Below are 25,943 nucleotides of genomic sequence, written 5' to 3' on the forward strand. Positions count from 1 at the left end.
ACACCCCTTTTAAGGCAAATATTTCATTATAATTTGTGCAATATCATCTATATCAGCTACTTCATCGACAAGTTGCGTTTCCACCGCAGCTTTCGGCATACCATACACTATGCAAGTTTCAGCTGACTCTGCAATAGCCATCACATTTCCGGAATTTTTTAGTACTTTCAACCCTTTTGAACCGTCATAACCCATCCCAGTCATAATAACTGCTATTTTATCAAATTCGTTAAATTGGCTAGCATCTTCAAACATCACATCTACGGATGGCCGATGTCCTGATCTTGGTGACTCATGATTATCAAGAACAATCCCAAAAGAGGTACCCAATTTTTTTAACTTCAAATGGTAACCACCTGGAGCTATATACGCAACACCATTTTGTAAAATATCTCCTTGCTCCGCTTCTTTTACCACAATTTCACTCAATTGATCTAAACGAGTGGCTAATGATTTTGTAAAACCAGCAGGCATATGTTGAACAATTAATATAGGTGCTTGAATATTTTTAGGGATTTTCGTAATCACCGCTTGTAAGGCACGAGGTCCCCCAGTTGATGTACCAATTAGTACTACTTTTTTACTTGTTCGGCTCCATTCAACTCTTTGCTTCTTGGTTTCAGCAGTTGAAATTGCGGAAGATGTAATTCTACCTTTATTGAAAGGTTCGATTTTTTTATTATTAAGTATTAGTGTCGGTTCTTGTTGCTTTTTCCTAGAAGGTTTTTTTAATTTGGAGATAGGCACTAATGCCGCCTGTTCAACTTTACGAACAAGTTCATCTTGGATTTTATGCAAATCAAGTGAAATGGTTCCGCTAGGTTTTGTGACAAAATCAACCGCCCCATATTCAATTGCCGTCAATGCATTCTCCGCCCCGTGCTGCGTCGTACTTGAAAGCATTACTACCGGCACTGGACAAACTGTCATAATTTCATTTAATGCATCCAGTCCATTCAATTCAGGCATTTCAATATCCATTGTTACGACATTTGGCTGTAATTTTTTAATTTTCATCAAAGCATCCTTACCATTTCGCGCCGTACCAACTACTTCAACCTTCAAGTTTCCAACAAAAAAGTCACTAATTAGCTTTCTCATAAAAGCAGAATCATCTACTACTAATAGTTTGCTTTTACCTGAGAAGTCCAATTAATCACGTCCTTTCGAAAAAATACTTTTAAGTTTAGATAAGAATTTATTTGATGTCTGCTCATGTGCATGAACTTCTTCTACACGGTGCTCAATAAAACGAGCAACAATTAAATGGAGCGTCTTCGTTATTAATGCGTCTGGATAAGCGATTGAAAATGGTACTTGTTCACGCACAGCTTTTCGAACAACTGCGTCCTCTGGCAAAGAACCTAATACAATCACATCTTTACCTAGGAAACTTTTCATCGTTAGCTTCAAACGATTCAGTGTTTCAAGTCCTTCTTCTTTTGAAAAAGTACGATTACATAGAATATAGAATTGTTTATCTGAATCCCTTAGATGAATATATTTCATCATTGAATAGGCATCAGTAATAGACGTTGGTTCAGCTGTCGAAATGACAACAATTTCATCTACAGACGTTAGTAAATCCAACGACCAATTTGTTATACCAGCACCCATATCAAATAGAATATAATCGAAGTTTTTTTGGAGCTCTTCAAATGCATGGATGAGGCGATTAAACATGTCCTCCGACCATTCCAATAAGCTCGACATACCCGAACCACCAGAAATGTACTGTAAACCTGAAGGCCCTTCAAATATCACTTCATCCAATAACTTATCACCTTGTAAGTAATCTCTTAAACTATACGAAACACTTTTTCCGATTAAAATATGAATATTCCCCATGCCGATATCCATATCAACAAGGACAACCTTCTTTCCTTTTTTTGCTAACGTCGTTGCAAAATTAGTAGAAAAATTACTTTTTCCGACACCACCTTTACCACTCACGACTGCAATTGATCTTCCTAAATCACCTTTGGTTTTCAGCATTTTCAAGCGCAATGATTCTGCTTGGTCTCTCATTTTTCTTCACCTTGGAAAAACATATTAAGTACTGCTTCTAAACCAGCTTCTTCAATATCTTCTGGTACTTCTTGACCATTTGTATAGTAAGCAAGTCCTTTATTATATTTAATCATTAAATTAATCATTGCGCCAATAGAATTTGTTTCATCTATTTTAGTGAAAATGAACTTCTCAATTGGTAATTGATGAAATTGATCGATAATTGTTACCATATCTTTCTCTTTGGCTGTCATGGAAAGTACTAAAAAGGATTCTGCATCTTCATCAAACTTGATGAGACGTTGCAAATCATCTACATATTTTACTTCTTTATAGTTTCGACCCGCAGTATCTATAAAAACTAAATCTAAATGTGAGAGTTTTTGAATAGCTCTTTCATAGTCTGTTGCGTTATAGGCGATTTCAACAGGCGCTTGCAGTAGCCCCGCATAAGTTTTTAATTGTTCAATAGCAGCAATACGATACGTATCTGTGGTAATAAAGCCCACTTTTTTCTTTTTTTCTAATACGGCTCTAGCAGCCATTTTTGCAATCGTTGTTGTTTTTCCAACTCCAGTAGGTCCTAACACATTAATGTATTTACGTTCATACGATAACCCACTAAATACCAATAATTCAAGTTTTTTGCGTAATATTTTTTTTGTAATGAGTTTGCATTGTGAGAAATTTATATCAGATGCTTCTTTAAAATGCGTAAAAAGCTCATCACCAATCGTTGTGATGAGCTCCTCACTTAGCTCTTGTTGCCTTAAATATTCAATGAAAGGTAAGAGTTCATCTGGGTATTGAGCTTGTGTAGTCTTTTTATGCATCGATTGCATTAAAGACTTTAAATCCGCAATTTCTTTTTTCAATTCTTTAGGAATCCCTGTGTCATCTAGAGTTACTGTCTTATGCTCCACATGATTTTGCTGAATTTGAGCTTGCATCGCATTGGTGATTTCTTGTAACTTCGTATTTTCCTTCATTTTAAATGTAGGTTGGGCTGTGGCAGGAGCCGAAAAACTCGGCTCTATGCGATCAATACCTGCTAGTACTTCAAAACTTTTCTTTTTAATAAGTCCGAAAAATTTCTTCGTTACAACTACTTTGGAATTTAGAATGACAGCGTCCTCTCCTAAATCAGCACGTACGAGCTTCATTGCTTCAGGTATGGAAGATGCATTATACTTTTTCATTTTCAATCAACATTCACCACCCCAACACTTTGAATTTCAATAGCAGCATCTAACTCATTATAAGATAAAACTGGTATTTGAGGGAAATAACGTTCTATCAACTGGCGTAAGTACATACGTACAGCTGGAGAACATAATACGATAGCTGATTGCTCCATGAACGACACTCGCTCTACTTCAGCCGCAATCGACTCTAAAATCATTTGTGATTCTTGCGGATCCATCGCTAAATAATTTCCATGATCTGTTTGTTGAATACTATCAGCAATGGTTTTCTCGACTTTACCTGAAACAGTGATTACTTTCAACGACGATCCGTCTCCGTTATATTGTGCTGTAATTTGACGAGCCAACGCTTGACGTACATACTCAGTTAATATATCGGTATCACTCGTTAATTTTGCATAGTCTGCTAATGTTTCAAAAATAATCGGTAAGTTACGTACTGACACACTTTCACGTAGTAATTTTGCTAATACTTTTTGAATCTCACCCGTTGATAATGGAGCTGGTGTTAACTCTTCTACTAAGATTGGATGTGTTTCTCGTAAGTGATCGATTAATTGTTTTGTTTCTTGACGACCTAATAATTCGTATGCATTTGCGCGAATCATTTCGGTTAAGTGTGTTGAAACAACACTTGGCGGATCTACTACAGTATAACCAAGCATTTCAGCGTCCTCTTTTACTTGGTCTGTAATCCATTTTGCCGGTAAACCAAACGACGGTTCAACCGTTTCAATTCCATCAATGGAATCATCGTCTCCTGGACTCATCGCTAAATAGTGATCTAGTAAAAGTTCACCTTTTGCTAATTCATTCCCTTTAATTTTTATGCGATATTCATTTGGTTGAAGCTGAATGTTATCACGAATACGGACAACTGGGATGACAATTCCTAGCTCTAGCGCTAGCTGACGACGAATCATGACTACGCGGTCAAGTAAATCCCCGCCTTGTGCAGCATCGACTAAAGGAATTAAACCATAACCAAATTCAAATTCAATTGGATCAACATTCAATAAATTCACAACATTTTCAGGACTCTTCATGCCGTCAGTTGCCACTTCTTCCTCAATTTCAAGTAATTCTTCTTCATCTTCTGGTTTTTTATGTTCCATTCTGTACGCACCTAAAATAAGAGTTAAGCCAATCGGTAGCGTAATCCAATTTGGTATTGGTGTAAATAAACCAAGTAAAATAATGGTACCACCTGCAACATACAGCAACTTTGCTTGCGCAAAAAGTTGTCCCATAATATCTTCACCAAGGCTACCTTTAGAAGATGCACGTGTAACAACAATTCCTGTTGCGGTTGAAATTAGAAGCGCTGGTATTTGTGATACGATTCCATCTCCAACAGTTAATTTTGAGAAATGTGTTGCCGCTTCTGCAAACGGTAAGCCCATTTGGACAACCCCAATAATAATCCCAAATAATAAGTTGATAATAACCATGACCATTGAGGCGATGGCGTCCCCTTTTACAAACTTGGTCGCACCATCCATCGCACCATAAAAATCCGCTTCCCCGGACACTTTATCACGACGCTCACGCGCATCACGTTCTGAAATGACCCCTGCATTTAAATCCGCATCGATACTCATTTGTTTACCTGGCATCGCATCGAGTGTGAAACGTGCTGCTACCTCTGCGACACGTTCCGCCCCTTTTGTAATAACGATAAACTGAATTAATACAAGAATTAAGAATACAACGAGACCAACAAGTATGTTCCCTCCTACTACGAAATCACCAAAGGTTTCGACAACCGAACCTGCATCACCTTTTGCTAAAATGGCACGAGTTGTCGAAACACTTAGTCCGAGTCGGAACAGTGTTAACAGCAAAATTACTGATGGGAAAATAGAAAAATCTAATGCTTCCTTCATACTCATTGCTGTTAACAATACAAGTAATGCTAATGTAATATTGATAACAATGAGGAAACTTAACATCCACGGAGGAAGAGGAATGATGAGCATCGCTACGATTAAAATAACCGCACCTAAAACCCCTATATCGCGAACTTTCATTTATGTCCCTCCTACTAAAGGTTTTAAATTTTTCGCTTAATACGATACACATAAGCGAGTATTTCGGCTACTGCTTTAAAAAATTCATCTGGTACTTGATCACCAATATCCACTTGGTCATACATCGCACGTGCTAATGGCCTATTTTCGACCATAATGATATCATGCTCTTTTGCAATCAACTTAATTTTTTGTGCAACAAAGTCTGTACCTTTTGCGACAATACGTGGTGCTTCCATACTATCTTCGTCATATTTAAGTGCAATTGCATAGTGAGTCGGGTTCGTAATGACAACATCTGCATTTGGAATCTCTGACATCATACGGCGCATCGCCATTTCACGCTGACGCTGTTTGATCTTGGATTTAATGAGCGGGTCACCTTCACTATTTTTATATTCATCTTTAATGTCTTGCTTGGACATTTTAAGATTTTTTTCATAATCATGTTTTTGATATAGCCAGTCTAATAGTGATACACAAAGCAGTACTAAAGAAGCTGCAATGCCCATAATAGCCACTAATTTCCCTACAGTTGTAAGTGTAACCATTGGACTTTTAAAGGATAAAGCTAATACTTCATGAAGGTTTGTCCATATAATGATGGTCGTTATGCCACCTATAAAGGTGATTTTTAGCGTAGATTTTAAAAGCTCCACGATGGCTTTCACAGAAAATATTTTTTTTAATCCTTTAATCGGATCCATTTTTTTTAAATCAAATTTCATCGGTTCCATCGTGAAGAGAAAGCCGAATTGAAAAAAGTTAGCGGCTAGAGCACCGACAAAGGCAATGGCCATAATCGGTACGATAATATAAGCCATCTCTACAAGCATTTCTGTAAATAATTGCATCACACTATCTATTGTGATTGTTTCAACATGCATATTATGAATAAACGTTTGTTTAAAGAAGGCCAATAAATTGTCGCCTAATGAGCCTGCAAAGAATAATAAAAAGATAAATACCATGAGCATGACGATCGCACTTGAAATGTCCTGACTCTTAACGACTTGTCCTTTTTTACGCGCATCTTGGCGTTTTTTAGGCGTCGCTTTTTCCGTTTTTTCACCCGCGAAAAATTGTAAATCTAAATCTAGTAGTAGCAACATATTATCCACCACCTAAAATTGCCATTAAATCGCGCATACCATAAATCATAATGGTAATAAGTTTTTGTATTACTTGTATCATGACAGCCATCATCGTAAATAGAATTAAAAAACTAACACCTATTTTAATAGGAAAACCGACCACGAAAATGTTTAATTGTGGTACCGTCTTTGCGGTAATTCCCAAAGCTAGATCCACTAAAAATAAAGTAGCTATAACAGGTGCCGCCATTTGGAATGCAATGGCAAAGACAGCCGTGAAAGTGGTCATAATAAATTCAATATAATCTTCATTTACAAAATTAGGAAACCCTTGATCGATTGGTAAAAACTGATAGCTATAATAAATACCGTCTAAAATCATATGATGGCCATCAATTGCTAGTAAAAACAATAGAGATAACATGTTAAAGAACTGACCAATTAATGGACTTTGAGCCCCCGTTTGAGGGTCAATAATGTTGGCAATTGCAAAGCCCATTTGGAAATCGATAAAACTACCAGCAATTTGTATTGCCGACATAATAATATAGCCAAGTAGTCCAAGTAAAAGCCCAATAAGCGCTTCTTTTATTATTAAAAGTATGTAATCTCCATTTAAAATAAATGGTTCAATATCAATCGTGTAATACATCATCCAAGCTAAAACGAATGCGAGAGTTATTCGTACTTGCTGTGGAATTGTTCTGTACGAGAAAAATGGTACAGTTACAAAAAAAGCAGTTACACGCACAAGTACTAATAAGAAAACCGTAATTTGTGGAATTAATTCATTCATGTACTCACCCTATATAACGCGTTAAATTCTCAAAAATATCTCTCGCATAGCTCGTTACTTGTGATAACATCCAAGGTCCAAAAAATACAATAGCCACTAAAACAGCGACTATTTTTGGTACGAACGCTAATGTTTGCTCTTGTATTGAGGTCGTCGCTTGGAAAATACTAACCGCTAAACCTGAAATCAAAGCCACTAATAATAGCGGTCCGCTCGTTAGAAGGATAATCATTATGGCACGCTCTGCTATTGAAATAACCATTTCACCTGTCATATTGTCTCATCCCCTAAAAACTTTGTAGTAATGATTTCATCACGAGATACCAACCATCTACAAGTACAAATAGTAAAATTTTAAACGGTAATGAAATCATAACTGGCGGTAACATCATCATCCCCATCGACATCAATGTACTTGCAACAATCATATCGATCACTAGAAACGGAATGAAAATCATAAAACCGATTTGGAACGCTGTCTTAATTTCACTTAACGCAAAAGCAGGTACGAGCATTGTAAGTGGGATTTCTTCCACAGATGCAGGCTTTTCTGCTTGGTTATACTTTAAAAATAAATCTAAATCCTTTTGTCGCGTGTGCTTACTCATAAATTCTTTAAACGGCTCACTAGCACGGTCATAGGCTTCCTCAAGACCGATTTCTTCAGCGAATAGTGGCTGCAATGCTTCTTTATTCACCTCTTGGAAAGTAGGCGCCATAATAAAGAATGTTAAAAATAATGCAAGCCCGACAATGACCTGGTTTGGCGGCATTTGCTGTGTCGCAAGTGCTGTTCGCACAAATGACAACACGATGACAATACGCGCAAACGATGTCATTAAAATTAATATACTTGGTGCTAAAGACAAAACCGTTAATAATAGCATGAGCTTAACGGAAGTAGAGACATTGGTCGGATCACTACCCGAAAAAGAGTTGAGGATATCCTGCATTAATCATCATTCTCCTTTTTCTTCCATTTCTCTAATTCATCACTACGCTCTTGTTTAATTTCAGTAATTCTTTTCTCGAATAGTTCGCCAAATGTATCTTGATGATTGTCAACATTCGATGAATCATTTTGAGGGTTTTTTTTGAATTTGGACAGTAATTCGGCAATATATGGTGATGATGATGCATATTCTTGTCGTTCATTGTAAAGCGCTAATAGCTGTTCGACTTCTTGCGGGTCAGTAATTTCACGTAATAGCTGTACATCTTCACCGACACCAACTAAATATAGCGATTTACCTACTTGCAGAAGTTGTACTGATTTTTGTGCCCCCAATGATATGCCACCTAAGTTTTGTACCATTTGATTATGCTGGTATTTTAAATTTTTCTTATTTAAAAATTTCATCAATGCATAAAATAACACCACAACAAAAATAAGCGCCAAAATCATTTTTATGTACTCCCAAGCAGACACGTCTCCAGCTGCTGAGACGACTGTATCTTTCTCAGCAGCTGGTTCGGTGTCATCATTACACGCTTCTGGGTTTTTCATGCAATACTCGATACTATTCGTATCAGAATTTGCATAAACAGAAGTCGGCATTGGGTATAAAAACAAAAATGTTACAAGAAATGCAAAAATCATCGAGAATTGAAATGATTTATACACTTGCATTCTATCAACCTAGCGCTTTTTGAATTGCTTCAATTACGCGGTCTGCTTGGAATGGTTTCACAATAAAATCTTTCGCTCCAGCTTGAATTGCATCGATTACCATAGCTTGTTGTCCCATAGCTGAACACATGATAACAGTAGCATTTGGATGAGTGCCTTTGATTGCTTTTAATGCAGCAATACCATCCATTTCAGGCATTGTAATATCCATTGTTACTAAGTCTGGCTTTAACTCGTTGTACTTTTCAACTGCTTGTAACCCATCTGCAGCCTCTCCTACGACTTCAAATCCATTCTTTGATAAAATATCCTTAATCATCATGCGCATAAAAGCTGCATCGTCTACAATCAAAATTCTTTTAGACATGGTTAACTCCTCCAATTGAAACTATCTTAAATTATTTAAACGCTCTGCTTGACTTAAAACATCTGTAATTCGTACACCAAAGTTTTCATCAATAACAACAACTTCACCCTTAGCAATTAAGCGACTATTGACTAAAATATCAACAGGTTCACCTGCCAATTTATCTAATTCAATAATCGAGCCACTTGAAAGGTCTAAAATTTCTTTTACAGAACGTTTCGTACGTCCTAACTCTACCGTAACCTGTAATGGAATATCAAGTAGCATATTCAAATTTCTGGCTTCAGATTCTGTAATAACATTTGTATCAAAGCTAGCAAATTGTGCTTGTTGAACATTTACGGGTTGCGCCGCTCTAGCAGACGTTTGGATTGTTTGTTGCTCTTGATATACTGGCTGTTGCATTGGTGGTGCCGGTTGCTGATAAGCAGGTTGTACCGGTGCTGCTGGCTGAGCAACCGGTGGCGGTGGCGCCACAGGTGGAGCTTGCATAGTTGCCGCGACAGGTTCTTCAATAGCTTCCAGTTCACCCAAAAGCGATTTTACAATGTTTTGACTAAATTTAAGCGGTAATAACTGCATTAAATTAGAATCAATTAAACTACCAATTCTTAAGCGGAAAGATACTTTTACAAGTAAATCATCTTCCGGAATATTATCTCGACCTTCGTCGCGGGAGATGTTCATTAGATCAATAGAAGGAGGAGAAATATCCACCTTTTTATTAAATACCGTTGACATTGATGTTGCAGCTGAACCCATCATTTGGTTCATTGCTTCTTGCACAGCACTTAACTGAATTTCTCCTAGATCTGGTTTAGGATTTAATCCATCCCCACCTAACATTAAATCAGCAATAATTGCAGCATCGGATTGTTTGATAACTAGTAAATTCATACCAATTAATCCAACTGTATATTCAACTTGTACAGCTACATATGGATGAGGGAATTCCTCCTCTAATTTGTTACGGTTAATCATCGAAATACTAGGTGTTGTAATATCAACTTTCTGACCTAAGAGCGCCGAAAGTGCAGTAGCTGAGCTACCGAAAGAGATATTCCCTACCTCTCCTAGCGCATCTTGCGCAAATAGATCAAGGTAATCTTCAACTCGTATTTCATCGTTTTCATCATTTGCAGAAGCTTCATTGGTGTCATTTCTATCTTCCAACGTCTCGCCCCTTAATAAAGCCTCAATTTCTTCTTGGGAGAGCATTTCATCACTCATCTTCGTCTCCTCCTTTCAAAGGGTCGATAATCTGGATTGCTAATTTTTTACCTTTTTTTCCGGGTTGTACTGTAAATTTCGGTAAAGTTCCTACTCTTAACAGTAGTGGGTCTTCGATTTTTTGATCTAATTGAATGACATCCCCAATTTGCATTAGAAGGAAATCTTCAATTGTAATGTCTGTAATTCCAAGTTCCACGGAAAGAGGTAATTGTGCTTGTTTTACGCGTGTTTCCAGCATTTTCGTTTGTTCTGGTGACATTTCTTTAGTATTCGTTTGCATCCAGTAACGCACTGAAAGGTTTGGTACAATTGGCTCCAATACAACATGTGGTATACAAATATTAATCATACCGCTTGTCTCTCCAATAATCGTATTTAGTGAAATAACGACAACCGTTTCATTTGGAGAAATCATTTGTAAGAACTGAGGATTCACCTCAAGCTCAACTAAAATCGGATCGATTTCAGCAATATTTTCCCAGGCCTCACGTAAGTTGTCGAATGAACGTTCAAAAAGGTTTGTCATAATTTTCGTTTCGATTTCCGTTAAGTTATCGACATTACTATGACTCGCCCCACTACCGCCCATTAAACGGTCTAACATAGAGTACGCAATGTTTGGGTTAATTTCCATTAATATATTACCATCAAGTGGCGGCACTTCAAATACATTAATGAGTGTCATATTCGGAATCGAACGTACAAACTCTTCAAATGGTATTTGATCTACTGATGCTACTGTAATTTGCACATAACTTCTAAGTTGTGCTGAGAAAAAGGTAGTCAGTAATCGTGCAAAGTTTTCATGTATTCGGGTCAAACTTCGGATTTGATCTTTTGAGAAGCGAAGCGCTCGTTTAAAGTCATACACTTTTACCTTACGTACTTCATCTTCTTTTTTAATGTCATCCGCTGACATTTCTCCGGTTGATATTGCGGAAAGAAGCGCATCTATCTCGGATTGGGATAACACATCTCCTGCCATTTGCCCACCTCCATTTCAAGCTGTTTCTGTTTCTAATTAGTAATGTAGGAGGTTATATACAATTCCTGTATTTCTCCCTCTTGCATCAATTCATTTAATTTTGTTTTTACCGCCTTTTTGAACATTTGCTTCCCTTGCTTGCCCTCTAAATTCTCTTGCGTCATTTCAGAAAGCTCTTCAATAACAATGTTATTTATTTGAAAATTACGCTTTCCTAACTCTTCAGCTGCATCCTTACTTGATGTTTGGATCTTTAGTGCCACTTTCACAACTCGTTTATCAGCAAGGTTTGTCATAATTTCGGGAACATCAATAGAAGCTTCTACAATCTCATCGATAGGCGGCTCAAGTGTTGCTGTCGGCTTGTTAAATTGCGTGACCAACACAAAAGCTACTATCCCAACTAAAAGTACTAATACTAATACAATGAGTAAAATGGTTAATAGTTTATTATTCTTCATCTTCATCACCTCGTAGATGCGGGTTTGATAATACTTGTATATTTTTATAAAAGGCTGATACCTTTTGTCGCACCTCATCTTCACTCTGTAATACTATGATTTTCGTTCCTGTCGTTAACGTGATAGTTGTATCCGGAAACGACTCTACGGTTTCTATGTATAAAGCATTCAAAGTGAAAGCTTTGCCATTTAGACGTGTTAGTTCAATCATTGAAATAGGGCCGGGTCTATACTTGAGAGCCGGCCCGACCCTCCCTCATATATTGAATTTAATGTACTATGTTACAATAAAAAAATTATCGTTTTAAGTTTACTAATTCTTGTAGAATTTCATCTGACGTTGTAATAATACGTGTGTTCGCTTGGAAACCACGTTGTGCAACAATCATTTCTGTGAATTCTTCAGATAAGTCAACGTTGGACATTTCAAGAGAACCAGAAACAGTTTTACCGATACCATACGTATTACCTACGCCGATTTGAACAGCTCCAGAGTTAGCACTTTCTTCATAATAGTTATTCCCTATTTTCGTTAACCCTTCCGCGTTAGGAAATTTAGCCATAACAATTTGACCAGCAAATTTAAGACCCTCACTATCAGTAAATGTAACTTTACCATCTGCACCAATAGACATTGATTTAGCATCAGTTGGGATTCTTATGCGTGTACCCACTACTTCAGTTTGAAGTTCTTCCCACTCTTCAGATTCATACTCTAATGCGGTACCATCCTCCTCTACTAATGGTAAATCTTGATCATCTTCAGCAAGTCCTTCCCAACCTTGCATACCAACCACATAATTACCTGATGCATCTACTAAAAATCCTTCTTGGTCCATATAGAAATTCCCAGCACGTGTATAAGCTACATTATCAAAGCTTTCACCAGCGATTGTTTCACTGTCTCCATTAGGATTGTATTTGGCAACCATAAAGAAGCCTTCACCCTCAACAGCGATATCTAAAACTCGTCCAGTATTTTGGCGAGATCCAGAACCATGAATAGTATCAATAGTTGCTAAACTTGAACCTAAACCTACTTGTTGAGCATTCGTCCCCCCCGCTGTCAAACTCGGACCTGAAGCACCTGCTTGAGTTTGAGACATTAAGTCTTTGAAAATTACTCGACCTTTTTTGAAACCATGTGTATTAACATTAGCAATATTATTACCGATAACATCTAGCTTCGTTTGGAAGTTTTTTAGACCTGAAATACCTGAATACATAGAACGTAACATAAGTTGTCGTTCTCCCTTCTCTTTTTCAAATTTGCCTTGGCATATTTGAGTCCAGATTTTAATCGTGCATACACGATTAACACCTTTACAAAATCTGTGACATCTGCCGGAGGCATGTTGTTAAATTCAGCTGTGCTGAATTTAACAATGTGTGTGCTTCAATCAGTCAGCAACACGTAGGCTTCCTTACATCAGAAGGTCCAGCCTTATAGCACGATTGTGCCATCAATATTTGTAAATATTTGTTGTTTTGCTTCCGTGCGATCCATTGCTGTAATGACAGTCGCATTTTTAGCGCTGACTATTAAAGCCGCTTGATCCATCAAGACTAATGGTTGGTTAACACCCTTTGAACGAGCTTCAAACACTTTGTCTGATACTACTTGCCATTCTTGATCTGAGATAGCAATATTACGCTCAACTAATCGTTCATTCGCATGCTTACTCACTTTAAGCTCTTGCTGCTTCGTCGCTTCTTGTAAATGCGTTAAAAACGATTGTTGTGACTTAATAGGTGTCGATTGAGTTTGACGGATAAGTGGCTGCAGTGGTACACGATGAATCGCAAATTTGTCCATCTTTATCCTCCGCCTTTATTCGCTAACTACAGTAAAGTCCTTACCCGTTAACTTATTACCGTTTTCTAGTACATAATGGATAATACCATCTTTATTTGAAACAGAAACGATCCGACCTTGTACTTCCTGTTCACCATCTTTATAAGTTACATTTTTTCCAATCAGCATGCTAGCTTGAACTAATGGTGGTTCTTTATCAATAGTGGAACCATTGCCTGTATTACTTTCTGCCCCACCTAAAATAGCTGAAATATTACCAGGGGATATCTCCTTACCGTCAGCTAATACGAATACCACATCACCTTCTACAAATTTCAGTGATTCGATTTTGCCTGTTCCTTCATTTATAATTGGCTTACCCGCTTCATCCAGTTTTTCTGTCACCTCATGCCATTTAACTTCCTTACCAACAAATGACGTGTAGCTCATGAGCTGAGTTTGCTGTTGAGAGGCTAATAAAGACTCCATCGCTTTTGTCATATTTTGCATTTGCTCTAAAGAAGAGAATTGCGCCATTTGTGCAATAAATTCACGGTCATCCATTGGGTTTGTTGGATCTTGATTTGCCAATTGTGTAATTAACAATTGTAAGAATGCATCTTTACCAAGTTCACTATTACCAGTTTGTTTTGTTGGCTTTTGATAGTTTGAATAGTAAAGATCATCCGTTACTTTTGTACTTGTTGTAGCATCTGCCATTACTTACACCTCCTCATTTATTAAATAGTCACTAAATGACATGGTTTCTTCTTCTTCGTCATGGTTATTTCCTTGTTCTTCTTGCTCTTGTTGTTGCTTAAAGAAGTTATTAAAGAAGCTTTGATCACGTTGCTGACGATCTGCATCTTGTAATGATTGAGCAATATCAAGACGATCTACCTGAATATTTTGTTGAACAAAAGCTTGTTTTAACTGATGTGCTTGACTATCAAGTAACTCTCGGCCATGTGCTGTTGAAGCAAGTAAGCGCGCTGTTAATACGCCATCATTTTGCACAAGCTCGATACGAATTGTTCCAAGATTTTCAGGATATAACTTCAATGTTAAACGTGTGATACCTTGTGCATTTGAGAGTTGTACCCTATTAATGATTGCTTGCATTTCTTTTAGTAAGGCTTCAGATTGTGCTGGCTTAGCCGCTGGTAATGTTACTTGGAACGTATCTGCTTTTGTTTGTACAGTATTAGCTGTTACCATTTCGTTCGCATTTGTATCTGTCTGCTGCGAAGTTTGCGTCACTTGTGCTGTTACTTGTTGAAAGCCATGTAACGGTAATGTCATAGTTGTTTTTGTTGTTACTTGTTGCGCAGTTAAAATTGTTTCTACTTGAGTTTGCATTGTCGCAAGGAAGTTTTTAGCAGTCGTAAGTAAATTTTCTTGTGGTGCTGTTAAATCCGTTTTTTGACTAACTAACTCTGCTAACTTCAGCAACTGTAGTAATTGATTCGCTTCTTTTGGCGTTACTTGTTCTTCCCCTTGTAATGCCGAAATAATTTGTGATTGCAATAATGGTGCTTGTTCGCCTACTAACGTTAATAATTCCCAAACATCGCTTGCTTGTTGATCCTCACCTAATAATTGTTGGACAACTTGCAATAATTGCTCCGCGTCGATATTAAGTGCAGCCATTAAATCCTCAAGATTTAACATTTCATCCAAAGCAACAGCCTTACCGTCTTCTCCAACTTGAAGCATTAATAGCCCATCATCATGTGGAATATCAAGTAAATTTAATAACTCTTCAATTGATTCTACGTTTAATATAGCAGCTAATTCAGCTAAACCTGCTTCATCATCTGTACTTGTTTGCTGTGTTGTCTGATTTGCTTGGTTTGTTGATGAAATCACTTGTCCAAATACAGAGCCAAATTTAGATAATCCATCTTTAGAAGTTACGGTATCTATTTGAGCATTTGTATTTTTATTAGTGTTTGAAGTTGCCACAGAAGATTGCTTAGGTGTCACACTTTTAGTAGCCATCATTTGCATCATTGCGATATTCATATACTCACCTCCTTTCCCTTACTAAACTTTACTGTTTAGACATCATTTCCGTATATTTCGCCGCATCTTGCGGGTCCATTTTCTCTAAAATTGCCGCTAACTTATCTGGTTTTAAATTCGTCAAAATACGAAGAGCTTCTGCATCACTCATTTTAATGAGAATAGGTGCAGCTGCTTTAGCAGACATTTTGTCGAACGTCGATAAAATATCACCGAAATCTCGTTTCACATCATCTTGCTCTCTTTTTAATTTTTCAATTTCAAAGAGTAATTTTTCTTGCTCGATTACTAGCGTTTCTTTTTCAGTAGTTGAGGAATCCAATTTTTTTTGTAGTTGCGAAATTTCTGCTTCTTTTTCTTGAATTTCAGCTCGCAAGCTCACAACCTTGGAATCATTGCTAGCTACTGCTTCTATTGCCTTATCTTTTTCAGATTCTACGAACGGCAAGCTTTCCATAGCCTTCTGTCCTAAATCGAAGACATTCGTATTTAATAGCGTTGAAACAACAAGTAAAATTGCTACGACAAACATCAGCGGTATTAATATCCATATAAATAACTTTTGAAAAATACCCGATTTACGCTTTGGTTGTTGTTCCACTAATTCAGTTGCAATTCGATTTTCTTTTTTCGCCATGAAATCACCTGATTTCTTTCTTGTAATACGTAAGTGATGAAATTTCGTCTAAAAAAATGCTCTCAACACGGTCTTCCTCTTGTTGATATGCTTTAAAATCTTTTTCACGCATTTTTTCAAATTTACGTACTTCCAAGTTTTTTTCTAATAATTTTTCTTCATGCCAGTTCATTTTTGCACGAGCTTGAACAACTTTTTGTTGTACATCAGCAATCGTTTTTTCCAAGCTATCCATGAAGCGTGCATAATGATGAATTTCTTCAATGGAAGAACCTATAGCTAATCGCTCTTGTCGAAATTCTACTAGCTTTTCTTTTTTCTTTAGCAATTCATAAAGTTTATTTGCCACTTCTTCAAACGAACGGACAGATTCTTTATATGCAATTTCTGTTTCAGTCTTTTCTTGCTCCCGAATGATTAGTACTTTTTCAAAACGATATTGGTATTTAACCATCTATTTGCCACCGCCGTTCGATAATGTAATCAACTCGTTCATACTTTCCTCAAGTGTCACTTTATCTAAATACCCTTGCTTCAAATAAGCGGTAATAAGTGGCTCATAATATATGGCTTCATCAATTTCTTTCGATGTACCACGTTTATATGCACCAATATTAATTAAATCTTCGGACTTGTCATACGTATAATACAGCTCACGTAAGCGCTCAGCAGCTTGTTTATGTGCTGGCTCTGCTACATGATTCATTAAACGACTGACACTTTTTAGTACATTAATAGCTGGATACTGCCCTTTATTTGCAAGATTTCGGTCGAGCACAATATGGCCATCTAAAATTCCTCGTACAGTATCCGCAATTGGCTCATTCATATCGTCTCCATCTACTAAGACCGTATAAAACGCGGTAATTGAACCTTTTTCATTCGTACCAGTACGTTCTAAAAGCTTCGGTAAAATGGCAAACACAGATGGTGTATACCCCTTTTGTGCAGGTGGTTCCCCTGTAGCAAGTCCAATTTCTCGTTGGGCCATTGCAACACGCGTAACCGAGTCCATCATAAGCATGACATTTAGTCCGCGATTTCTAAAATATTCTGCAATAGCTGTAGCTGTAAATGCACCTTTGATTCGCATCAAAGCTGGCTGATCAGAAGTAGCTGCTACAACAATGGAACGACTCAAGCCCTCTGCCCCTAAGTCTCGCTCAATGAATTCTCGCACCTCACGACCACGCTCTCCAACAAGAGCAATGACGTTTAAATCAGCCTGTGTATTGCGTGCAATCATGCCAAGTAACGTACTTTTTCCGACCCCTGAACCGGCGAAAATACCGACGCGTTGACCATTGCCTACCGTTAACATCCCGTCAATAGCTTTTACGCCCACTTCTAGCCTTTCATTAATGGGTGGTCGTGTTAACGGATTTGGTGGATCTTGCTCAGTCGGTACCGTCATTAACCCCTTTGGTAAAAGTGTTCCGTCAATTGGGTTGCCCATTGAATCGAGCACTTTTCCGATTAACTCAGGCCCTACCTTTACTTCCAATGGCATACCCGTACCTTCTACTAAACAGCCAATTGAGATTTCGCGCAAAGATGTAAATGGCATTAATACCACTATTTCATCCTTGAAACCGACTACCTCCGCCAAAATAATTTGACGACCGCTTTTCACTGTATCCACATGAATCTTACAAACATCACCAATGGAACTATCTGGACCTTGCGACTCAATCATCAGGCCGACAACTCTCGTTACTCTACCAAACTTTTTAAAAGTTGGTATATTAGGAATTTGTTCGATTAATTGAGCCGTTTTCATCTAGATCATTCCTTACTTTCTAATATTTCGTTTAGCTTTAACCGCAATTCGTTAAGTTGTTCGTCAATGCTTACAACAATGCGGCCATGATTTGTTTCGATAAAGCAATCTGTATCATTTTCCAAATCTTCATTTACAAAAACCATAAATGGAACATCTGTCGGGAACATCTCTGCTAGTTCATCACGATTTGTTGTAATCAACCCATAATAAGTTGGTGATACATAGATTTTAATTTCTTTCATCTCTCGCGCTTCTTTTAAGCCTCTTCTTACGATTGAAACGAATAATTGATCATTCCGCTCTAAAGAAGCGCCTAGGATACGTTCTGCAGCAGTTAATCCTAATTCTAAAACAACCGCTTCTTGATCTTCGATATATTTTCTTGCATTTTCTTGTGCATGAATAATCACTTCATTCGCCGTTTTCAGCGATTCTGCCATTGCCTCATTCACTTTGTTTGCCCCATCCTCATATCCTTGACCGAAGCCTTCATCATAAGCTTCTTGTACTCGTGTAGGTCGCTCCTCTTCCCAAGAAATTTTCAATTGTTCAACCTCTTGAAAATGGACTTGTTTCTCGAGTTCAAATGCATCACGTTCAGCTTGTAATGTTGCTCTTGCCTCAGCAAGTAAACGATTACGCTCTATCATAATATCTTCCATCGTAACCTTGACTTCCGGTACTTCATCATTTTCTACTTCAAGTTTTTCAAACATATCACGAATCTGGATTTCTTTTATCTTTTCATTCCTGGACTGTGTATTAATTGAACGGATGATTCTAGACAATAACGTCATCTCCTCCACCGCGTGCGATAATAATCTCACCAGCGTCCTCTAAACGACGAATAACAGCAACAATTCGAGATTGCGCTTCCTCTACATCACGTAAACGTACAGGTCCCATAATTTCCATCTCTTCTCTAAATGTTTCAGCCATACGTTGCGACATATTACGGAAAATAATATCTTTCACTTCTTCACTTGAAACTTTCATAGAAAGAAGTAAATCTTCATTTTCACAATCACGAATTACGCGCTGAATCGAACGATTGTCAAGCGTTACGATATCTTCGAATACAAACATGCGTTTTTTGATTTCTTCAGCAAGTTCTGGATCTTGGATTTCAAGTGCATCGAGAATTGTTTTTTCTGTTTGACGGTCAACACCATTTAATACTTCAACAACTGCATCAATACCGCCCGTTTCTGTGTAATCTTGCGTCACAGTAGATGATAACTTGCGTTCTAATACAGATTCGATTTCGCTAATTACTTCTGGTGAAGTCGATTCCATCATCGCAATACGTTTTGCAATATCAGCTTGTACTTCCTGTGGTAGAGAAGATAAGATGACACCTGCTTGCCCTGCTTCTAAATAAGATAGAATAAGGGCGATTGTTTGCGGATGTTCATTCTGAATGAAGTTGAATATTTGTGTTGGATCTGCCCTTCTCGCAAAGTCAAAAGGACGTACTTGCAGAGAAGACGTTAAACGATTAATAATCGTTTGTGCCTGTTCCATCCCCAACGCTTTTTCTAAAACTGTTTTCGCATACCCAATACCACCTTGCGTAATATAATCTTGCGCAAGTGCAATATTATGGAATTCTTCAATAATTTCTTCTTTCACATTCGCTTCTACCCTTTTAACCCCAGAAATCTCTAACGTTAAACGTTCAATTTCTTCTTCAGATAAATGTTTATAGACAGAAGCTGAAACCTCAGGCCCTAGTGAAATTAACAAGAGAGCGGCCTTTTGTTTTCCCGTTAATTCCTTATCTTTCTTGGACACAGCCGAACCTCCTAGTTATTCTTCAGCAATCCAACTACGCAATAACTTCGCAAAATCATCTGGCTTATCTTTAGCCATTTTTTCAAGCTGCTTACGACGTACTGTAGCTTCCGTTTCAATTTCATCATTAATGTCATCGACAATAAGCTCTTCTTGTTCTTCAAGAATGCTAAGTTCTTCTTCTTCCTTCGCACGCTTACGTGAACGTATAATGAAGAATGCTAGCAATAATATAACAGCTAATAAAATACCGCCAACTACCCAAACCCACCAAGGAATAATTGATTTTTCGTTAGCCACTTCTGTTGCTTTTCCATATAACGGTTGGATTGAAACAGCTACCTTTTCATCAATTTGTTCTTGTGTTAACTCTGCTGTTACATCTTTTGAAATCGTCGTGCGAACGATTGTACTTAAAATTTTCTCGATATCTTCACGTACACCCTCTGGTAATGATGCTGCATCATCAGCAGTAGGTGGTTCTACTACGACTTGAATACCGATATCTTGAATTTTATAAGGTGCTTCTTGAATATCTTTACGAATACGGTTGACGTCGTTATTAATTGTCTCTTCCGTTTTTTCGTATTCTCCGTCACCCCCAGCACCTTCACCATAAGTAGTGAAATTATCCGTTGTTGTCCCAGCTTCAGGTGTACCGGTAGCAGCATTCGCACCTGCACCTGAATAGGTTTCGGAAATACGTTGGGAGCTAATTGCAATACCTTCCCCAGTTTCTTCGTCAACAGGTCTTACGAGATCTTCTTCACGATTTTCTTTTTTAAAGTCAATATCTGTTGTCACAGAAACCATTACTTTGTCTTGACCCATTAAAGTACCAAGCATCGTTTGTACTTGGCGTTGCAAATCACGCTCTACCATTTTCTTCATCTGCAATTGACCAGCTGCTGTCGTTGTTGATGTAGCATCAGTTGTTGTAGCGTTTAAGTCGAAGAACTCAGAAAATTGGTTAGAGATCGCGATATTGTCAGTGCTTAAATCTGGAATACTTTTTGATACTAAGTTATACATTGTAGAAATTTGTTGTTCTGTAAATTTATAACCTGGCTCGGTATTAAGGATTATCGCAGCACTCGCTTCACCTTGCGTATCCGTTACAAATACGCCTTCTTTAGGCTGCGTAATCATAACCTTGGCATCTTTGACACCCTCAAGATTTTTAAAAAGGTTTGCAATCGCCGTTTCTGTTGCTGCTAGTTTTAAAACGTTAAATTCATTATCAGTCATCCCAAAACCTGAGCTGTTCGCAAATGAGTAATCAATTGCGCCAGTTTGTGGATAGCCTTCTGCACCTAATTGTACTAAAAGTGAATCTACTTGTTCTTCTGGCACTGAAATCGCAGTGCCACCTGGTGCAATTTCATATTTTACGCCTTGTGTATCAAGTGCTTCTTTTATTTGTCCAATCTCACTAGGTGATAGATCTTTGTATAAAGTTGCATATGTAGTACGGGTTGCAAAAATTGTAATGACAGCAGCCAATACTATAACGCCGATAACTGTGCCAATCATTGCACCCTTTTGTTTTTTACTCCGACTTGTCCAAAATTGGCTGGCGTCGGTTTTCATTCTCGTCAGTCGTTCATTCATTATGAATCCTCCGGTTATAGTGAATAACCTAGCAATCAATAATTCGCGGTAACAGTGTACTCAGCCGCTAAATAGAGTTAGACACTCATACGCATTATTTCTTGGTAAGCTTCAATCACCTTATTGCGAACTTCAATTGTTGCATTTAACGTAATACTTGCTTTTTGTGATGCAATCATCACCTCATGCAACTCTATATCTCCACCAGTTATTAGCTTTTGAGTAGCATTATCAGAAGCCATTTGCTGATCGTTCACCTTCGCAATAGCCTCTTTTAATGAATTAGCAAAACTTTGTTGCGCTTCATAAGGTGTTGGATTTAATTTATTTGTTTCATTTACAACCTGAGTAGGCATCATTAGTGAAACCGACGAAATCGCCATTATGTATCATCCTTTCTAAATTGTATTATTTACCGATTTCTAAAGCCTTTGTTAACATCGCTTTGTTTGCATTAAACACTGTCACGTTTGCTTCATATGAACGTGTAGCAGACATTAAGTCGACCATTTCTTTTAATGGGTCTACATTCGGCATATTGACATAGCCGTCTTCATTCGCATCTGGATGTGTCGGATCATATACAAGTTTGAAAGGAGTTTCTGTATCATCTTTTATTTCTGTTACTTTAACACCGTTCCCTACGGCACTTTTTGAATTCGAGCCCATTGCGACATTTAGAAATTTAGAAAATTGCCCTTCCTGCGCAGAAAGTGTCACAGATTTACGTTGGTAAGGAACCCACTCGCCATTCACTTGTTTAGCCCGAGTAGTGTCAACATTTGCCATATTTGATGAAATAACATCCATACGTAAACGCTGCGCCGTTAATGCTGAGGCAGTAGTATTCATTCCGTGAAAAATAGACATTTATTACCTACCTCCCTTAATGACTGTATTTAATGTATTCAACTTTCCATTGACACGATCAATTAAAGCATTGTAGTAAATCTGATTTTCAGCCATTTTCGCTTGTTGCTCATCCATATCGACAGCATTACCATTGTTTCGATATCGTAAATTGTCGATATCGCTAACACCAGGTGTAGATTGTGTAATCGAAAAATCGTAATGTCTATTATCTGTTCGATATGCAGATATCGAACTCTGCTTCTCTTCTTCCAACATATTCTTAAAATTTACATTTTTCGCCTTGTAATTAGGCGTATCGACATTCGCAATATTATTTGCAATTGTTTTCTGATTTAGTGTTGCATAGGAAAGTCCATTTTCCAGGCTACTAATAGTTCCTCCAAATAAATTCAAAACCATTCACCTCATTTTTAATTTCAAACATGAAATACATTATTCATCCAATAATACAATTGTAATTAAGATGCTACCTAGTGTCTATTGTCTTTTGTCATTTTCTAATAGTCTATCCGCCCTATTTTTTTCTAAAAAAACCCGGGATAAATCATCCACATGAATTGTCAATCCTGTTTTTGCTGTATTTCTTCTTTTTTCTCTAGGTAAACAACAAATATATAGTGTTTACTAAAATAGTCCCAGGAAACTCCCCTACACTTTACCGTTACCAAATTCGACACAATTCACTACGAACAAATATTCTAAAACACTCATTCTAATCCGACTTACGATAGCCCCGAATCCAAAAAAAATAGGTTCCATCGAAATGGAACCTATCCTTCACAAGTTATATTATTACTTACTTCATTTTAATTTCTGCTAATGCATTTAAAAATTTATCATTTAGTACTTTAATGTAAGTACCTTTCATACCAAGTGAACGAGATTCAATTACACCTGCTGATTCTAGTTTACGTAATGCGTTTACGATAACTGAACGCGTAATTCCAACTCGGTCCGCAATTTTAGAAGCTACAAGTAAACCTTCGTTACCATCAAGCTCTTCAAAAATATGTTCAATTGCTTCTAATTCGCTATAAGACAGTGAATTAATCGCCATTTGAACGACCGCTTTACTACGTGCTTCCTCTTCAATTTCTTCTGATTTTTCACGTAAAATTTCCATACCAACTACAGTTGCGCCGTATTCAGCTAAAATTAAATCATCGTCCTCAAATTGAGCAGATAAACGCGCTAAAATTAAAGTACCTAAACGTTCGCCACCACCAACAATTGGCACAATTGTTGTTACAGCATTTTGGAAAATTTCTTTATTCTCTACTGGGAATGCAGTGTGTGGGTTATTTATGTCTAGATTAGACGATGTTTCTATAATTGAAAATAAGTTTTGCGTGTATTCTTCTGGGAATTGACGTTCTTCAAACATTTTTTTAATGCGTTCATTTTCAATTTGTTGATGAATTGAAATTCCTAAAAGTTTACCTTTACGACTTACAATATAAACATTGCTATCAATCGTATCACCTAAAGTATCTGCCATTTCTTTAAAATTTACTGGTTTACCAGCAGATGCTTGGAGCATTGAGTTAATTTTACGCGTTTTTTCTAATAAATTCATTATTTGTTCCTCCTATAAATAGCCTAAAGATTATTTTCTTAATATTCTAAAGGTTTCCACAATTCATTGATATTAAACAGTCTTATTTTACAAAATAAACTGCGATAAATCTTTGTTTTTAACGATTCCAGCTAATTTCCGATCGACATAAGCAGCCGTAATCGCAATATGTGCTGGTGAAATTTCAGACGCTTCAAAAGATAATTCTTCAAGTAAACGTTCTAAAATTGTATGCAAGCGGCGCGCACCAATATTATCAGTTTCTTGGTTTACTTCTGTTGCAATTTCCGCTATGCGTTCAATTGCATCTTCAGCAAACTCAATTTCCACACCCTCAGTTGCCAATAGAGCTTTATACTGCAAAATAAGTGATTGATCCGGTTCTTGTAAAATTCGCACAAAATCTTGTTTCGTTAATTTTTCGAGTTCGACGCGGATCGGGAAACGCCCTTGCAACTCAGGGATTAAGTCAGACGGTTTCGACATATGGAATGCACCTGCAGCGATAAACAACATATAATCCGTTTTCACAGCACCATACTTTGTTGTTACAGTAGAGCCTTCCACAATCGGTAAAATATCTCGTTGCACACCTTCACGTGATACATTTGCAGAAGTGTTATTATTTTTGCTTGCAACTTTATCAATTTCATCGATAAAAATAATACCTGACTGTTCTGCTCGATGAATTGCCTCTTGTGCTACTTCATCAGAATCAATCAATTTATTTGCTTCTTCAATGGTTAAAATACGTCGCGCATCCTTAACTTGCACACGGCGTTTCTTTTGTTTTTTCGGCATTAGGTTTGATAGCATATCTTGCATGCCACTGTTTCCTGACATATCCATACCCGTACCTTGCAACGCATCGAAAATTGATGGGGTTTGTTCGGTAACTTCGACAGTTACCCATTCTTCTTCTAATTTACCATTTCGTAAATCGATTGCAATTTGTGCTCGCTTTGAACGCACTTCTGTTTCATCAGAAGATGTATCTTCATGTGATTGTTGCTCTTTTCCGCCACCAAACAGCATCTCAAAAGGATTTTGCATCGCCTGTTTTTTTCGTAAAGATGGTACAAGCAGTTTCACAATTGCAGCATTCGCTAGCTCTTCAGCTTGTTCTTGCACAGATTCCATCATTTCTTCTTTCACAAGGCGATGAGATGACTCAACCAAATCACGCACCATCGACTCTACATCACGACCAACATAACCTACTTCTGTAAACTTTGTTGCTTCAACTTTTACAAATGGCGCATTCGTCAGTTTCGCGATTCTTCTCGCAATCTCAGTCTTCCCAACACCAGTTGGTCCAATCATTAAAATATTTTTCGGATTAACTTCTGCTTTCATTTCGTCACTTAATAGTGATCGACGATAGCGATTTCTAAGTGCAATCGCTACAGCACGTTTCGCTTCATTTTGTCCGACAATATAACGATCCAAATGCTCCGCAATTTGTCTTGGCGTTAAATTTTGTTTAGTCATTAGTCAAGCGCCTCCACGATAATATTATGATTCGTAAACACACAAATTTCAGCTGCTGTCTCAAGAGCCGCTTTTGCGATTTCACGAGCGACCATTGTATTACCTGCATGTTTTTTCAGTGCACGACCAGCTGATAATGCATAGTTCCCACCTGAACCAATCGCTATAATACCATCATCGGGCTCTATGACTTCACCAGTTCCTGATACAAGCAACAACGTACTCTTATCCATCACAAGTAACATAGCCTCAAGTTGGCGTAACATTTTATCGCCTCGCCATTGTTTTGCTACCTCGACTGCAGCGCGTTGTAAATTTCCGTTATATTCATTAAGTTTCGCTTCGAACATTTCAAAAAGTGTGAAAGCATCGGCTACTGAACCAGCAAAGCCAGCTAAAACCTGCCCATTAAACAGACGTCTGACCTTTCTAGCAGTGCTCTTCATAACAACAGCATTTCCTAATGTCACTTGCCCATCACCTGCCATCGCACAAGCACCATTATGATGAATTGCGAATATCGTTGTCGCGTGGATTTGTCCCATAC

The 25,943-nt window shown here is 37.6% G+C and carries 30 protein-coding genes; all 30 read right to left on the minus strand.

The annotated features are described in order from the left end of the window. Positions 1-9: 9 nt before the first annotated feature. A complete protein-coding gene (locus tag AEA09_RS13330; protein WP_082332653.1) occupies positions 10-1,152 on the minus strand; it encodes a protein-glutamate methylesterase/protein-glutamine glutaminase in 1,143 nt (380 codons plus the stop codon). Next, a complete protein-coding gene (locus AEA09_RS13335; RefSeq protein ID WP_053584322.1) occupies positions 1,153-2,028 on the minus strand; it encodes a MinD/ParA family protein in 876 nt (291 codons plus the stop codon). Continuing rightward, positions 2,025-3,215, minus strand: a complete 1,191-nt coding sequence (gene flhF, locus AEA09_RS13340) for a flagellar biosynthesis GTPase FlhF (protein WP_053584323.1) — start codon at positions 3,213-3,215, stop codon at positions 2,025-2,027. The genes AEA09_RS13335 and flhF overlap by 4 nt, the downstream gene beginning before the upstream one ends. Further along, positions 3,212-5,245, minus strand: a complete 2,034-nt coding sequence (gene flhA, locus AEA09_RS13345; protein ID WP_053584324.1) for a flagellar biosynthesis protein FlhA — start codon at positions 5,243-5,245, stop codon at positions 3,212-3,214. The genes flhF and flhA overlap by 4 nt, the downstream gene beginning before the upstream one ends. 23 nt (positions 5,246-5,268) lie before the next feature. Further along, positions 5,269-6,357, minus strand: a complete 1,089-nt coding sequence (flhB, locus tag AEA09_RS13350; RefSeq protein ID WP_053584325.1) for a flagellar biosynthesis protein FlhB — start codon at positions 6,355-6,357, stop codon at positions 5,269-5,271. 1 nt (position 6,358) lies between these two features. Then, positions 6,359-7,135, minus strand: a complete 777-nt coding sequence (fliR, locus tag AEA09_RS13355) for a flagellar biosynthetic protein FliR (RefSeq protein WP_053584326.1) — start codon at positions 7,133-7,135, stop codon at positions 6,359-6,361. Between the two features lie 4 nt (positions 7,136-7,139). Continuing rightward, the gene (gene fliQ / locus AEA09_RS13360) at positions 7,140-7,409 is read right to left on the minus strand and encodes a flagellar biosynthesis protein FliQ (RefSeq protein WP_024362021.1); all 270 of its coding nucleotides are present in this window, start codon (positions 7,407-7,409) and stop codon (positions 7,140-7,142) included. A gap of 13 nt (positions 7,410-7,422) precedes the next feature. Beyond that, positions 7,423-8,088 carry a flagellar type III secretion system pore protein FliP gene (fliP, locus tag AEA09_RS13365; RefSeq protein WP_053584327.1) on the minus strand — a complete coding sequence of 222 codons (666 nt, stop codon included), beginning with the start codon at positions 8,086-8,088 and terminating at the stop codon, positions 7,423-7,425. Then, entirely contained in the window at positions 8,088-8,765 is a 678-nt protein-coding gene (locus AEA09_RS13370; RefSeq protein ID WP_053584328.1) for a flagellar biosynthetic protein FliO, read from the minus strand. The genes fliP and AEA09_RS13370 overlap by 1 nt, the downstream gene beginning before the upstream one ends. Positions 8,766-8,769: 4 nt before the next feature. After that, positions 8,770-9,132 carry a response regulator gene (locus AEA09_RS13375; RefSeq protein ID WP_053584329.1) on the minus strand — a complete coding sequence of 121 codons (363 nt, stop codon included), beginning with the start codon at positions 9,130-9,132 and terminating at the stop codon, positions 8,770-8,772. Between the two features lie 21 nt (positions 9,133-9,153). Next, the gene (fliY, locus tag AEA09_RS13380) at positions 9,154-10,362 is read right to left on the minus strand and encodes a flagellar motor switch phosphatase FliY (protein WP_053584330.1); all 1,209 of its coding nucleotides are present in this window, start codon (positions 10,360-10,362) and stop codon (positions 9,154-9,156) included. After that, complete coding sequence (fliM, locus tag AEA09_RS13385) at positions 10,355-11,350, minus strand: flagellar motor switch protein FliM (RefSeq protein WP_053584331.1); 996 nt, start codon at positions 11,348-11,350, stop codon at positions 10,355-10,357. The genes fliY and fliM overlap by 8 nt, the downstream gene beginning before the upstream one ends. Before the next feature lie 32 nt (positions 11,351-11,382). Beyond that, positions 11,383-11,811 carry a flagellar basal body-associated protein FliL gene (gene fliL, locus AEA09_RS13390; protein ID WP_053584332.1) on the minus strand — a complete coding sequence of 143 codons (429 nt, stop codon included), beginning with the start codon at positions 11,809-11,811 and terminating at the stop codon, positions 11,383-11,385. Next, positions 11,801-12,022: a flagellar FlbD family protein gene (locus AEA09_RS13395; RefSeq protein WP_053584333.1), complete on the minus strand. Its 222-nt coding sequence runs from the start codon at positions 12,020-12,022 to the stop codon at positions 11,801-11,803. Before AEA09_RS13395 ends, fliL begins: the two co-directional genes overlap by 11 nt. An 85-nt stretch (positions 12,023-12,107) precedes the next feature. Further along, positions 12,108-13,049 (minus strand): flagellar basal body rod protein FlgG, encoded by a 942-nt coding sequence (flgG, locus tag AEA09_RS13400; RefSeq protein WP_053584334.1) that lies wholly within the window; start codon positions 13,047-13,049, stop codon positions 12,108-12,110. A 206-nt stretch (positions 13,050-13,255) separates the two neighbouring features. Beyond that, positions 13,256-13,627 carry a TIGR02530 family flagellar biosynthesis protein gene (locus AEA09_RS13405; RefSeq protein WP_053584335.1) on the minus strand — a complete coding sequence of 124 codons (372 nt, stop codon included), beginning with the start codon at positions 13,625-13,627 and terminating at the stop codon, positions 13,256-13,258. Between the two features lie 15 nt (positions 13,628-13,642). Continuing rightward, complete coding sequence (flgD, locus tag AEA09_RS13410; RefSeq protein WP_053584336.1) at positions 13,643-14,326, minus strand: flagellar hook assembly protein FlgD; 684 nt, start codon at positions 14,324-14,326, stop codon at positions 13,643-13,645. A 3-nt stretch (positions 14,327-14,329) separates the two neighbouring features. Then, on the minus strand, positions 14,330-15,631 hold the full coding sequence (locus AEA09_RS13415; RefSeq protein WP_053584337.1) for a flagellar hook-length control protein FliK: 1,302 nt from the start codon (positions 15,629-15,631) through the stop codon (positions 14,330-14,332). Positions 15,632-15,659: 28 nt separating this feature from the next. Continuing rightward, entirely contained in the window at positions 15,660-16,268 is a 609-nt protein-coding gene (locus AEA09_RS13420) for a MotE family protein (RefSeq protein WP_053584338.1), read from the minus strand. 4 nt (positions 16,269-16,272) lie between these two features. Continuing rightward, positions 16,273-16,722 carry a flagellar export protein FliJ gene (fliJ, locus tag AEA09_RS13425; RefSeq protein ID WP_053584339.1) on the minus strand — a complete coding sequence of 150 codons (450 nt, stop codon included), beginning with the start codon at positions 16,720-16,722 and terminating at the stop codon, positions 16,273-16,275. Beyond that, positions 16,723-18,048: a flagellar protein export ATPase FliI gene (gene fliI / locus AEA09_RS13430; RefSeq protein WP_053584340.1), complete on the minus strand. Its 1,326-nt coding sequence runs from the start codon at positions 18,046-18,048 to the stop codon at positions 16,723-16,725. It lies immediately after the preceding gene. 5 nt (positions 18,049-18,053) lie between these two features. Then, positions 18,054-18,839: a flagellar assembly protein FliH gene (gene fliH, locus AEA09_RS13435; protein ID WP_053584341.1), complete on the minus strand. Its 786-nt coding sequence runs from the start codon at positions 18,837-18,839 to the stop codon at positions 18,054-18,056. After that, positions 18,832-19,845 (minus strand): flagellar motor switch protein FliG, encoded by a 1,014-nt coding sequence (fliG, locus tag AEA09_RS13440; protein WP_053584342.1) that lies wholly within the window; start codon positions 19,843-19,845, stop codon positions 18,832-18,834. The genes fliH and fliG overlap by 8 nt, the downstream gene beginning before the upstream one ends. Positions 19,846-19,860: 15 nt before the next feature. Then, positions 19,861-21,456: a flagellar basal-body MS-ring/collar protein FliF gene (gene fliF / locus AEA09_RS13445; protein ID WP_053584343.1), complete on the minus strand. Its 1,596-nt coding sequence runs from the start codon at positions 21,454-21,456 to the stop codon at positions 19,861-19,863. Between the two features lie 77 nt (positions 21,457-21,533). Continuing rightward, entirely contained in the window at positions 21,534-21,839 is a 306-nt protein-coding gene (gene fliE, locus AEA09_RS13450; RefSeq protein ID WP_053584344.1) for a flagellar hook-basal body complex protein FliE, read from the minus strand. Positions 21,840-21,864: 25 nt separating this feature from the next. Further along, a complete protein-coding gene (flgC, locus tag AEA09_RS13455; protein ID WP_053584345.1) occupies positions 21,865-22,326 on the minus strand; it encodes a flagellar basal body rod protein FlgC in 462 nt (153 codons plus the stop codon). Positions 22,327-22,329: 3 nt separating this feature from the next. After that, complete coding sequence (gene flgB / locus AEA09_RS13460; RefSeq protein WP_053584346.1) at positions 22,330-22,722, minus strand: flagellar basal body rod protein FlgB; 393 nt, start codon at positions 22,720-22,722, stop codon at positions 22,330-22,332. Between the two features lie 403 nt (positions 22,723-23,125). Continuing rightward, positions 23,126-23,905: a GTP-sensing pleiotropic transcriptional regulator CodY gene (gene codY, locus AEA09_RS13465; RefSeq protein ID WP_053584347.1), complete on the minus strand. Its 780-nt coding sequence runs from the start codon at positions 23,903-23,905 to the stop codon at positions 23,126-23,128. Between the two features lie 87 nt (positions 23,906-23,992). Next, on the minus strand, positions 23,993-25,396 hold the full coding sequence (hslU, locus tag AEA09_RS13470; protein WP_053584348.1) for an ATP-dependent protease ATPase subunit HslU: 1,404 nt from the start codon (positions 25,394-25,396) through the stop codon (positions 23,993-23,995). Beyond that, on the minus strand, positions 25,396-25,941 hold the full coding sequence (gene hslV / locus AEA09_RS13475) for an ATP-dependent protease subunit HslV (RefSeq protein ID WP_053584349.1): 546 nt from the start codon (positions 25,939-25,941) through the stop codon (positions 25,396-25,398). The genes hslU and hslV overlap by 1 nt, the downstream gene beginning before the upstream one ends. Positions 25,942-25,943: the final 2 nt, after the last annotated feature.

Origin of the sequence: Lysinibacillus contaminans (assembly GCF_001278945.1) — a bacterium.
Taxonomy (GTDB): domain Bacteria; phylum Bacillota; class Bacilli; order Bacillales_A; family Planococcaceae; genus Lysinibacillus; species Lysinibacillus contaminans.